This window comes from Rhizobium sp. BK661, assembly GCF_024808825.1.
Classification (GTDB): Bacteria; Pseudomonadota; Alphaproteobacteria; order Rhizobiales; family Rhizobiaceae; genus Rhizobium.
In genome coordinates, this window is the sequence record NZ_JANTYT010000010.1 from 26,356 (window position 1) to 38,738 (window position 12,383).

Genomic DNA, 12,383 nt, shown 5'->3' on the forward strand with positions numbered 1-12,383 from the left:
GTGCGAAGCGTATTCAGCAGGCATCCAATCTGACTCGTTCCAATTGACCTTGAGCCATGGTTTGCTGTTCCAGCCCGGCTGGACGCGCCACTGATAGATAGCGACGCACCGGACTGGCCAAGCGCGCCGTACTTGATGGCACTTGTTTCCAGTTCGTGCAGCACAAGTGCGAGCGTCCGTACCGTCGAGGATCAACGTTGAATGGGCCATCGATTGTCCCGCGGCTCATGTCGAAGAACCACCCCGGAGCCGAGCTCTATATCGATCGCCGCGTGGGTAGGCAACCGTCAATCCGTCGCCCAGGGCAGCCAGCCCAAGGCCGGCAAAACTCACGGGAAGCAATGCCATGTTTCCTCTCCATGAGATTTGCCGCCAGGAAAACGATTGGCAAAACATTGCAGCAAAGGGAGCCTATTTGCTCGGTGGGGGCTTATCGTCGGTGCGGTCGCAGCCAATCAAAGAATGGTGAGGAAAGCTGGCGGGCAGGCGGCATTTGACGCCGTGAAGTCGATGGCAACGGGTCGTCCGCCGGCCCGATGACTTCGGCTGGCGAGGTGGCGCATTTGATCGCAGTTTTGGTCATGGTTGGCGATCGGGCAGCCCACCGCCCGCGCAGTAGATGAGAAGCGGTCAACTACTCTGTCTTTGCAGCAGGGTGAAGCGCGTATCAATCACATATGATTTGGGGCGTACGGTGCCGTTCATCCTTTCCAGGATAAGCCTGGCAGCTTCAGTGCCGATCAGGTCCCCAGGTGGCCTGATCGTCGTCAGTGCCGGGTTACATGCCGAACTGAAACTCAGGTCCCCGAAGCCAATGACGGAAAGCCGCTCGGGAATCGCAATGCCGATGCGCTGGCATTCGAATATGACACCAAGCGCAATATGGTCGTTCGAGCAGGCTATGGCATCCGCATCAGGATATCGCTTGATTGCTTCAGCAAGCAGCATTGCTCCAATGGCGGCACTGGCGGGCGCCGGGTGCTCTACTATCTCGGCGCTGACACCCTCTGCCTCGCGGGCGGCCTGGATAAAGCCGTCTGCGCGAAATGCGGCCCTGCGGTCTTCCTGGAGACGGGCGCCGATATAGATCAATCGCTTTCGCCCGCGCTGGACAAGGTGCGTCGCTGCAGTACTTCCAACCTGTTCATGATAGAAGCCGACGGCCATGTCGATCGGCTCGCCGCCAAGTTCCCACAGCTCGACAACAGGCACGTTGCTATCCCTCAACAGCCGGCGTGTCGTGGCGGTGTGCGAGAGACCGGTGAGGACAATCGCTGCAGGCTTCCACGACAGCGCCATCTTGACGAGGTTTTCCTCCTCGCGCTCGCTGTATTCGGAGTGGCCAAGCATGACCTGCAGGCGTTCCTTGCCAAGCTCGGTCTGCATGCTTGCAACCGTTTCAGCAAAGAATGCGTTGCGCACCGACGGCACGATCACGCTCACGGCGCGCGACGATGCTGCGGCAAGCCCGCCTGCCATGAGGTTGGGGACATATTTCAGCGCATCGATCGCCTCTGCGATGGCTCTGCTTGCGGCAGCCGAGACCGCATCAGGCTTGCGTAGATAAAGCGAGACTGTCGACGGCGACACGTCGGCCCTTTCGGCGACGTCCATCATCGTGACGCTTTGCATCTTGCGGCGTTGCCGCTTCATAGCTTCCATCGACTGCCTCTCGCAAAATCATAGCGCTGCAAATTAAAATTATTGTATGCCGGAACGGTGATGCTTGCAACATGCGCAAGGTGACTAAATGAGTAAACGTATGTTTATACAGTAGGTTAAGGCACTTAGTAGGGCGGCTCTATTCACGGGATTCGTTGCGTGAGGTCTGGCCGCGCTGCTCCCCTCTTGATCTTCGTGAATCGTAGCGCTATGATTCCTCCATCTTTTTGAGACAGCGATGCGCTCAATTGACATCGCGTTAGGGAGGAAATCTTGGCCTCGGTAAGTTTACGCAAGCTCGACAAGAGCTACGGCGCGCTGCGCATCGTCAAAGGTATCGACCTGGAAATCCAGGACGGCGAGTTTGTCGTTTTTGTCGGCCCGTCGGGATGCGGGAAGTCGACGACACTCAGAATGGTTGCGGGTCTTGAAGCGATCACCGGCGGTGAGGTTCGAATTGGCGACCGGGTCGTCAACAAACTGGCTCCACGCGAGCGCGATATCGCGATGGTGTTTCAGGACTATGCGCTCTATCCCCACAAGACCGTCCGCGAAAATATGGGCTTCAGCCTCAAGGTCCGCGGCATGAGCAAGGCAGAGATCGACAAGCGGATCGGTCAGGCGGCCGAGATGCTCGGAATTGGTCATTTGCTCGACCGTCGCCCAGGGCAATTGTCGGGCGGCCAGCGCCAGCGCGTCGCCATGGGCCGCGCAATCGTCCGCCGTCCGCAGGTCTTCCTGTTCGATGAACCGCTCTCCAACCTCGACGCAAAGCTGCGCGGACAGGTGCGCACCGAGATCAAGCGGCTGCACCAGACCATTGGCACAACGATCATCTACGTCACCCATGATCAGGTCGAGGCCATGACGCTTGCCGATCGCATCGTCATTCTCAGGGGCGGCGATATCGAGCAGGTGGGCACCCCGGACGAGGTCTATAACCGTCCGGCAAGCGTCTTTGTTGGAGGCTTTGTTGGCTCTCCGGCGATGAACTTCACCAAGGCAAAGGCGCAGGGCTCCAGCCTGCATCTGCCAAATGGCGACCAGCTTCCGCTCTCGGCCATACCAGGCAATGGACTGTCCGCCGTCGACGGCCGCGAGTTTGTCGTCGGTATCCGACCCGAGCATTTCATCAAATCCCAGTCTGGTGGTTCGAGCCTGAACTGTCGTGTTCAGGTCGTCGAGCCGCTCGGGTCCGATACGCTCGTTCACTTCTCCATGGGGGACGCCACCTTGACGGCGCGAATGCCGCCTGAGGTTCGTCCAACCGTCGGCGAGACCCTGACGGTCGGCATTGATCCAACGAAAATCCACCTTTTCGACGCCGCCAGCGAGCGCGCCATTCACTGACGTCCAGGCGTTTGCGCGCCTGGTCCTTACGAACTTCAATGGGAGGAAAACATGAACCGCAATATCAGAGCTGCCGCTCTCGCCTGCGCCACGATCTTTAGTTTCGCGGCACCAGCTCTCGCCGATACGGAGCTGAAAATCTACATTTCGAGCCAGCACCAGCCGAACGTCTGGCGCAAGGCGCTCGATCAGTACGAAGCCAAGACGCCGGGCGTCAAGGTGACGATCGAGACCGGCGGCAACACGTCGGAAGCGCAGGCGCAATATCTCAACACGGTGATGTCGGCCAAGGATTCGTCCCTGGATGTGCTCATCCTTGACGTCATCCGTCCTGCCCAGTTTGCCGCCGCTGGCTGGACCGTCGACGTCGAAGGCAAGGATCTTTCCACCTACCTGCCGGCCTATGCCGAAGCCAATACCGTTGGTGGCAAGACCGTTGCCCTGCCGGCCTTTGCCGACGCCCAGTTCCTCTACTATCGCAAGGATCTGCTCGATAAATACGGCATCCAACCGCCGAAGAGCTGGGAGGAGTTGAAGACCGCCGCAAAGACCATCACCGACGGCGAGAAAAACCCCGATCTCCAGGGGCTGTCGTTCCAAGGAAAAGCCATTGAGGGCGCCGTGTGCACCTTCCTGCTGCCGTACTGGAGCCAGGGCAAGGCGCTGACGAACAACGGTCGCCTGTCCTTTGATCATGATGCGGCCGTCAAGTCGCTCGCACTGTGGAAGAGCTTTGCCGATGACGGTGTTGCCAAGAAGAACATCGCTGAAGTGGCAACTGACGACACGCGCAAGGAATTCCAGGCCGGCAACGTGGTCTTCGCAGTAAACTGGTCCTATGCCTGGGCACAGTCACAGGGACCGGAGTCGGCTGTTGCGGGCAAGGTTGGTGTCGCCCGCCTGCCGGCGATGACGGGTGGTGAATCCGCGACCTGCCTCGGTGGCTGGGAGTGGGGCGTTTCAGCCTTCTCCGCTCATCAGGATGAAGCCAAGAAGCTCGTTGCCTACCTTTCGAGCCCCGAGGTTTCGAAATTCATGGCCATCAACGCATCGCTGCTGCCGACCTACGCCGATCTCTACAAGGATGGCGATGTAACCAAGGCCGCTCCCTGGTTCGCCGATGCGCTCCACGTTGTCCAAACCGCCAAGCCGCGCCCGGTCACCCCTCGCTATAACGAGGTGAGCGAAACGATCCGCACCACCGTCAACGCGGTTCTTGCCGGCGTCTCGACACCGGAAGAGGGCGCAAGCCAGATCGAGTCGCGGCTGAAGCGCATCCTTCGCTGATTAATCGAAGGGCGGCCTCTGGTCGCCCTTCAAAAAACCACCCAATGGACCGGAACACCTGTCATGGCGACCACAACCTCCCTCAAGATCAGCGCCGATGTCGAGCCGCGCCAGGCTGCATGGGTGCGGTGGCTGGATCTCAGTGACAGATCGCTGGCCATTCTCCTGCTTGCACCGGCAGCGCTCCTGCTTGCGCTGATCATCGTTTATCCCGTCTGTCGGCTGGCCTATACGAGCTTCTTCAGCCTGTCGCTTACATCGGGCCTGCCGGCCGAGTTCGCCGGCCTCGAAAACTACCGTCTGATGATCGACGATCCGGTCTTCTGGGAAACCACCTGGAATACCGTGCTCATTACCCTGATCACCGTCCCAGGCGCCCTTATTGTTGGCCTCTGGCTCGCGTTGATGGCAAACCTGCCGTTTCGCTCCCAGTGGCCCGTCCGCCTGTCGCTCTTGGTCCCCTGGGCGCTTCCCCTGTCCTTTGCGGGCCTGATCTTCGCGTGGTTCTTCCATTCAGAATACGGCGTTGTCAATGATGTTCTAAACCGCGTCGGCCTGCCTGGTGTCATCTGGTTCAACTCGCCGAACTGGGCATTTGCTGCAATCTGTCTGACAATCATCTGGAAGACCTCGTCCTTCATGGCACTGATCATCCTGGCGGGCCTACAGACCATTCCGCGTTCACTGTACGAGGCAGCCGATGTCGACGGCGCTGGACGGCTGCGCCAATTCTTCGAGATCACGTTGCCGCTGCTTAAGCCCTCGATCGTCGTCGCCCTGATTTTCCGGACGATCACGTCGCTGCAAACCTTTGATATCCCCTACATGATGACGGGTGGTGGTCCCGGCACATCGACGGCGACACTTGCCATGTATATCCACCAGAACACCGTCTCCTTCCTCGATCTCGGTTACGGCTCTGCGCTTGCCGTCGTGATGTTCGCGCTTTCCATGTGCGTCACCGCCGTCTACCTGCGCATGATCCGCACCAAGGAGTAGCGCAATGACCACCACCACTGCATCGGGTCCCGGTAGCTTTCTTTCCGGCAAGCCGCTTCGCGCAATCGCCGCCATCATCCTGCTCGTCAACGGCATGTTTCCAGCGCTCTGGATCCTGTTCACGTCGCTGAAGACGGAAGGCGAGCTGACGGCCAAGCCGATCACCTGGTTTCCGTACGCGCCGACGCTGCAGAACTACATGCAGGCCTTCTCCGACCAGCCGCTTCACCTGTTTCTGTTCAACAGTTTCATGGTGGCGCTCCTGTCGACCGTGCTGACACTGCTGGTCTCGGTGCTTGCGGCATACGCCCTTGCACGCCTGAACCTGAAGCATCGCGGTCTCATTCTCGCTGCCATCATCGCTGTCTCGACATTCCCGCTGGTAACGTTGCTTGTTCCTCTGTTCGAAATCATGAGGACACTGAACCTCCTTAACACCTGGACTGCCCTGGTGTTGCCCTACACGGTGCTGAGCCTGCCGGTGTGCACGCTTATGCTGGTTTCGTTTTTCGAGGGGATTCCGCGCGATCTTGAGAGCGCTGCGATGATTGATGGCTGCACGCGGCTTGGCGCGCTCTTCAAGATCGTGGTGCCGCTGTGCGCACCTGGCGTCTTTACCGCCGGCATCCTCGCCTTCGTCAACGCCTGGGACGAATTCCTTCTCGCCCTCTCGTTCAATTCAAATCCGCAACTTCGGACGCTTCCCGTCGGCATCCAGCTCTATCAGGGCGAGTTTGCGTTCCCGTGGCCGGTGATATCGGCGGCACTCGTAGTCGGCATCGTGCCGGTTGCGGTCCTGATCGTCATCTTCCAGGAGCGCGTGGTGTCCGGTCTGACAGCGGGTGGTATCAAGGGATGACCGGCGTGAAAGCAAAACGTGATCTTGCCGACCTGCGCAGCCAGCGCTGGTTTGCCTCCGACGACATGCGCGGTTTCGCGCATCGCCAGCGCACCCAGCAGATGGGCATGCGCCGCGATGAGTTCCTGGGCCGACCGGTCATCGGGATCATCAACACCTGGAGCGAAATGAGTCCATGCCACGCCCACCTGCGTGACCGCGCCGAGGCGGTCAAGCGTGGCGTGTGGCAGGCCGGTGGCTACCCGGTCGAGATGCCGGCCCTTTCTGTCGGTGAGGTCATGGTCAAGCCGACCACCATGCTCTATCGCAACTTCCTGGCGATGGAATGCGAGGAACTGCTCAGATCACATCCGATCGACGGTGCTGTCCTGCTTGGTGGCTGCGACAAATCCACGCCGGCGCTTCTGATGGGCGCGATCTCGATGGATATTCCGGTCATCTTCTGTCCAGCCGGCCCGATGTCGAATGGACAATGGCGCGGAACGAAGACCGGCGCCGGTACCCACACGAAGAAATACTGGGACGAGTTGCGGGCTGGAAATATTACCCAGTCGGACTGGGTTGACCTCGAAAGCCGCATGACCCGCACGGCGGGCACCTGCAACACCATTGGAACGGCCTCGACCATGACCTCGATCGTCGACGCCATGGGGCTGACGCTACCTGGCGCCTCCTCGATCCCGGCAGTCGATTCTGGACATCCGCGCATGGCATCTGCCTGCGGCGTGCGCATCGTCGAAATGGTCTGGGAGGATTTGAAGCCTTCAAGCATCCTCAATCGCGCAAGCTTCCTGAATGGGCTCGTCGCTTATATGGCGCTTGGCGGCTCGACAAATGCCGCCGTCCACCTGATCGCCATGGCCAGGCGCGCCGGCATTGCACTCACGCTTGACGATATGGCGGCCATGGCGGCAAAGGTTCCGGTCGCGGCCAATGTCTTCCCGTCGGGCGAGTTCCTGATGGAGGATTTCTATTTTGCGGGCGGATTGCGGGCCCTCCTGAAGAAGTTTTCACACCGGCTGGATCTTGACTGCCTGACCGTGAACGGACGCACGCTCGGTGACAACATCGCGGACGCCGAGTGCTGGAACGACGACGTCATCCGCGGCGAAGATAATCCTGTCGTGCCGCTGTCGCGCGGCAAGACGCTCGAGGTGTTGCGCGGCAACCTGGCTCCGAATGGCGCTGTCATGAAATCGTCGGCCGCCAATCCGAAGTTCTTGAAGCATGTCGGCCCGGCAATCGTCTTCGACAATCCTGCCGTCATGAACAAGACCCTCGATGATCCCGATCTCGACATCAACGAGGATACCGTTATCGTCCTTCGCAACGCCGGTCCTGTCGGCGCGCCCGGCATGCCGGAGTGGGGTAATCTGCCGATCCCGAAGAAACTCCTCAAGCAGGGGGTGCGCGACATGGTGCGCATTTGCGACGGGCGGATGAGCGGTACCCATTACGGCACCTGCATTCTTCACGTCTCTCCAGAGGCAGCGATCGGTGGCCCGCTTGCTCTCTTGAAGACCGGTGACCTGGTTGAGCTCGACGTTGCGGCAGGCTCCATGAACATGAGGGTCGACGAGGCGGAACTCGAACAGCGCCGTCGCGAGTGGAAGCCCGCAGCCCCCGTCTACCATCGCTCCTTTGCTGCTCTCTACCAGCAGCATGTCAGCCAGGCAGATCAAGGGTGCGATTTCGATTTCCTGAGCGGTACGGCCGTCGTGCCGGATCCCGTCATTTTCTAAGGATACAAGCATGAGCCTCACCAACAATTTCAAGAGCTGGATCAAAGCTGGCGAACGCACCCCGCTTGGGACATGGCTGATGGCCGCAGCTCCGTCGACGGCGGAGGCGCTTGGCTACGTCGGCTTCGACTTCCTCGTGGTCGACATGGAGCATGTGCCAATCGAAGTCTCCGACCTTGCCCAGATTCTAAGAGCCGTAGGCTGCACGCCGGCCGAACCGGTTGTTCGCCTCGCCTGGAACGATCAGGTGCTGGTCAAGCGCGTCCTTGATGCCGGCGCACGTACCGTCATGCTGCCGTTCGTCCAGACCGCCGACGAGGCGAAGGCGGCTGCTTCTTACACGCGCTATCCGCCGCTAGGTGTTCGCGGTGTCGCTGCCGTTCACCGCGGCTCGAAGTTCGGGACGATCCCCGACTACCTGAAGTGGGCCAATGACCAGATCTGCACGATCGTTCAGCTCGAAACGCCCGAAGCAATCGAGCGACTGCCGGAGATCGCCGCCGTCGAAGGTATCGATGGCGTCTTCGTCGGCCCCGGCGACCTGTCGGCGGCCATGGGACACATTGGCAACATCGCACACCCCGAGGTTCAGACGCTGATCGAGAAAGCAGCCAAAGTTGCACGTTCCGCCGGCAAGCCGATCGGCATCGTCGGTCCCAATCCCGAGATGGTTCAAAGGTTTATCGGGTATGGCTACAGCTTTGCGGCAATGGCGTCCGACGTTGCCATGATGACCGGCCGCGCCAACGAATGGCTGGGTGTCCTGAACGGTAGTGCTGCCAAGCCGGCATTGCCGGCAGCTGCCTATTGAGGTGGCGAAGGTGAGCACCGGCTTCATACCCGTTCTCGAAGCGAACACCCTTCTTGGCGAGTGCCCTCTATGGTCATCTGCCGAACAGGTGCTTTACTTCGTCGATATCAAAGCCTGCCGGATCCACCGCTTCGATCCATTGTCGCGGCACCTGACGGCCATGGAACTGCCTGAAGAGGTCGGATGCATCGGGCTTGCAAAGGGTGGCGGGTTCATTGCAGGTCTCCGATCCGGCTTGTGGCTGCTTGACGAAAAGGGCGCGCTTCTGCGCAAACTCGCCGACAATCCCGAGGACCAGTCGATCAGTCGCTTCAACGACGGCATGGTCGATCCGGCCGGGCGCTTTGTCGCCGGCACCGTCGATGAGACGCGGCAGCGGGGGATCGCCAGCCTCTATAGGTTCGATCGCGACGGGCTTGCCGAGCTTGCTTCCGGCCTACTGACATCGAACGGCGTTGCATTCTCGCCGGGTGCAAAGCGGCTCTATCACGCCGACACGCTTCGCTACACGCTTTACACCTTCGATTATGACCCGACACGCGGCTCGGTCAGCAATCGGCAGGTCTTCGCCCGGTTCGGGAGCGGAGCCGACAAGGGGCGGCCAGATGGTGGTGCAGTCGACGTGGAAGGCTGCTACTGGACGGCGCTTTTCGAGGGCGGACGCGTCCAGCGCTACGATCAAAGCGGCAAGCTGTTGGCGGAATATCCGGTTCCGGCCCTGTGCCCGACCATGGTGACCTTCGGCGGCCCGGATATGAAAACGCTCTATTGCACCAGCGCGCGGGTCGGGCGGTCTGATGCCGAGCTTGCCAGATACCCGTTGTCGGGCGCGTTGTTCTCCATGCGCACCGACGTCGCCGGTCTTCCAAAAAACCTGTTTGATCCCGAAGTGTGAGATCCACTCATGTCGTCGCCTTACGATTCCGTCCGCTACGCCTCGCTCTATGGCCGCAATGTGCTGATCACCGGCGGTGCGTCGGGCATCGGCGAAGAAATGGTGAAAGCCTTTGCCGAACAGGGCGGGAGAGTGTCGTTCATCGACATCGATGCCGAGACCGGTGCGCGCACGGCCGCAGCGACTGGGACAGACTTCCTGAGCTGCGATATAACAAATATCGATCGGCTGCGGAGCGCGATCAGCGCCGTCGAAGACAAGCATGGCGCCATCGACGTGCTGATCAACAACGCCGGCAAGGACGATCGTCACCCGATCGGTGAGGTCGAGCCCGACTACTGGCGTCGTGCACTGGCGCTCAATCTTGATCATCAATTCTTTGCGACACAGGCAGCAAGCCGCCGCATGGCCGAGCAGGCTCGCGGCTCGGTGATCATGCTGGGGTCGATTTCATGGATGCGCGGCCGCCCGGGGATGGTCGGCTATACGACGGCGAAGGCGGCCATCAATGGCATGACCAGAACATTGGCGCGCGAGCTTGGGCCATCCGGAATTCGCGTCAACTGCATCGTGCCTGGTGCGATCGTCACCGAGCGGCAGCTGAAGCTCTGGACCTCGCCTGAACAGAACCAACAGTTCATCGATCAGCAGGCGCTGAAATTCCGGCTCGACGCGACCCACGTCGCCCGCATGGCACTCTTCCTTGGTTCCGACGAGAGCGACGGCTGCACTGGCGCGAACTTTGTCGTCGACGCTGGCCTCACACAAAACTGAGCATGACGGACATGATACTCGAAACAACACCCAACGGTTTCACCATTTCGCTGAACGGCCGCGCAATACTGCGCCACAGTGCATCGATGCCGGCGATCTATGTCGGCCATGGCGATGAGCGCATGGACATGTATCGCGGCAACTTCGAGATCGAAGATTACGTGATCGAACGCAGTGCACTTCGTTACGCGGTGGTCGACGGTGATGCAGTCACGTTGTGCGAGCGCGAAGGCCAGCCCGCCCGCCTGGTGCTCAGGCTGACGGACAATGCACTGGAGTTATCGTCGGAGGATCCTTCGATCAACCGCTTCTGGATGCGCGTCGTTGCCGATCATGACGAGCATGTCTGGGGCGGTGGCGAGCAGATGTCCTATTTCGACATGCGCGGGCGCCGCTTCCCGCTCTGGACATCCGAACCGGGTGTCGGCCGCGACAAGATGAGCGAAATCACCTTCAAGTCGAACGTCGAGGGCAAGGCAGGTGGAGACTATTACAACACCAACTACCCGCAGCCGACCTTCATCTCCTCCAACCGATATGCGCTTCACGTCGAGACGAGCGCCTATTCAGTGTTCGACTTCCGGCGCAAGACATTTCATGAGATCGAGGCCTGGGCGGTCCCCGAGCGCATCGAGCTATACGCAGCAGCGACCTTCGTCGCACTCGTGGAAACTCTCTCCGCACGCTTTGGTAGGCAGCCGCAGCTACCGGAATGGATCTACAACGGTGCGATCATCGGCCTCAAGGACGGGACGAATTCATTTACCCGCCTGGAGAAGATGAAGGAAGCGGGCGTCAAGGTTTCCGGTCTCTGGTGCGAAGACTGGGTTGGCCTTCGTCATACCTCCTTCGGCGCCCGACTGTTCTGGGACTGGCAGGCAAACGAGGAACGTTACCCAGGTCTTCGTCAGCGCATTGCACAGCTCCACGACGAGGGCGTTCGCTTCCTGGGCTACGTCAATCCCTATCTCTGCGTTGACGGGCCGCTGTTTGAGGAAGCCGACCAAGCCGGTTACTTCGCAAAGGACCAATTTGGCCGCACCGCGCTTGTCGACTTCGGCGAATTTGACTGCGGCGTCGTCGACTTCACCAACTCGGAGGCGGCCGACTGGTTTGCCGACGAGGTCATCGGCGGCAAGATGCTGGATTACGGTCTGTCCGGATGGATGGCAGACTTCGGCGAATACCTGCCGATCGACGTCGAGCTGGCCAATGGCATCGACGCGAAGATCATGCACAATCAATGGCCGACGCTCTGGGCCGAGGTGAATGCCAAGGCGGTTGCAAGCCGTGGCAAAACCGGCGAGGCGCTGTTCTTCATGCGTGCCGGCTTTACCGGCGTACAGAAGCACTGCCCGCTTTTGTGGGGCGGTGACCAGTCTGTCGATTTTTCTCGACACGATGGCCTGGTAACCGTCATCTGCGCGGCCCTTTCTGCCGGTCTCCTGGGGAATGCCTATCACCACTCCGACATCGGTGGATATACCAGCCTCTTTGGTAACGTCCGCACTCCCGAGCTGCTGATGCGCTGGGCTGAAATGGCAGCCTTCACGCCCGTCATGCGCAGCCATGAAGGCAACCGCCCTCGCGACAACGTCCAGATCGATCAGGATCCGGCCGTCCTTGCGCACTTCGCCCGCATGACCGGCGTCTATGTCCACATGGCGCCCTACCTGAAATCGCTGTCGCAGGTAGCCTCGGACAAGGGGCTGCCAGTACAGCGGCCGCTGTTTCTGCACTATGAACACGACCGCAAGACCTACGGGATCCAGGACAGCTACCTCTACGGCTCCGACATGCTTGTCGCACCGGTTTGGCAGGCCGCTCAAAACGAGCGCACCGTGTACCTCCCTGAGGGTTCGAATTGGACGCACGCCTGGAGTGGCGAGCAATATCGTGGTGGCAACGAGATCACGGTTGCCTCGCCGCTTGGTGAGCCACCGGTCTTTTATCGCTCGGACTCGCCATTTGCCGACCATTTCGCAGAGCTACGGGCGCTCTAGG

The 12,383-nt window shown here is 60.2% G+C and carries 10 protein-coding genes; 9 read left to right on the plus strand and 1 reads right to left on the minus strand.

Annotated features, from left to right (window positions below; all coding sequences use genetic code 11):
- Positions 1-630 precede the first annotated feature (630 nt).
- Entirely contained in the window at positions 631-1,662 is a 1,032-nt protein-coding gene (locus FHX16_RS19785; protein ID WP_259129866.1) for a LacI family DNA-binding transcriptional regulator, read from the minus strand.
- Positions 1,663-1,935: 273 nt separating this feature from the next.
- Here FHX16_RS19785 and FHX16_RS19790 point away from each other — a divergent pair, with 273 nt between their 5' ends.
- The 9 genes from FHX16_RS19790 (at position 1,936) to FHX16_RS19830 (ending at position 12,382) form a co-directional block, all read left to right on the plus strand.
- The gene (locus tag FHX16_RS19790) at positions 1,936-3,012 is read left to right on the plus strand and encodes an ABC transporter ATP-binding protein (protein ID WP_259129868.1); all 1,077 of its coding nucleotides are present in this window, start codon (positions 1,936-1,938) and stop codon (positions 3,010-3,012) included.
- A 51-nt stretch (positions 3,013-3,063) separates the two neighbouring features.
- Entirely contained in the window at positions 3,064-4,299 is a 1,236-nt protein-coding gene (locus tag FHX16_RS19795) for an ABC transporter substrate-binding protein (RefSeq protein ID WP_259129870.1), read from the plus strand.
- Between the two features lie 63 nt (positions 4,300-4,362).
- Positions 4,363-5,298, plus strand: coding sequence for a carbohydrate ABC transporter permease (locus FHX16_RS19800; RefSeq protein WP_259129872.1), 936 nt, complete (start codon positions 4,363-4,365; stop codon positions 5,296-5,298).
- Between the two features lie 4 nt (positions 5,299-5,302).
- Positions 5,303-6,157, plus strand: coding sequence for a carbohydrate ABC transporter permease (locus FHX16_RS19805; RefSeq protein ID WP_259129874.1), 855 nt, complete (start codon positions 5,303-5,305; stop codon positions 6,155-6,157).
- Positions 6,154-7,899, plus strand: a complete 1,746-nt coding sequence (gene araD / locus FHX16_RS19810) for an L-arabinonate dehydratase (protein WP_259129875.1) — start codon at positions 6,154-6,156, stop codon at positions 7,897-7,899. The genes FHX16_RS19805 and araD overlap by 4 nt, the downstream gene beginning before the upstream one ends.
- Positions 7,900-7,909: 10 nt before the next feature.
- Positions 7,910-8,710 carry an HpcH/HpaI aldolase/citrate lyase family protein gene (locus FHX16_RS19815; protein WP_259129876.1) on the plus strand — a complete coding sequence of 267 codons (801 nt, stop codon included), beginning with the start codon at positions 7,910-7,912 and terminating at the stop codon, positions 8,708-8,710.
- 10 nt (positions 8,711-8,720) lie between these two features.
- Positions 8,721-9,605, plus strand: coding sequence for an SMP-30/gluconolactonase/LRE family protein (locus tag FHX16_RS19820; protein WP_259129878.1), 885 nt, complete (start codon positions 8,721-8,723; stop codon positions 9,603-9,605).
- Positions 9,606-9,614: 9 nt separating this feature from the next.
- Positions 9,615-10,379, plus strand: a complete 765-nt coding sequence (locus FHX16_RS19825) for an SDR family NAD(P)-dependent oxidoreductase (protein WP_259129879.1) — start codon at positions 9,615-9,617, stop codon at positions 10,377-10,379.
- An 11-nt stretch (positions 10,380-10,390) separates the two neighbouring features.
- Positions 10,391-12,382 carry an alpha-glucosidase gene (locus tag FHX16_RS19830; protein ID WP_259130088.1) on the plus strand — a complete coding sequence of 664 codons (1,992 nt, stop codon included), beginning with the start codon at positions 10,391-10,393 and terminating at the stop codon, positions 12,380-12,382.
- Position 12,383 lies beyond the last annotated feature (1 nt).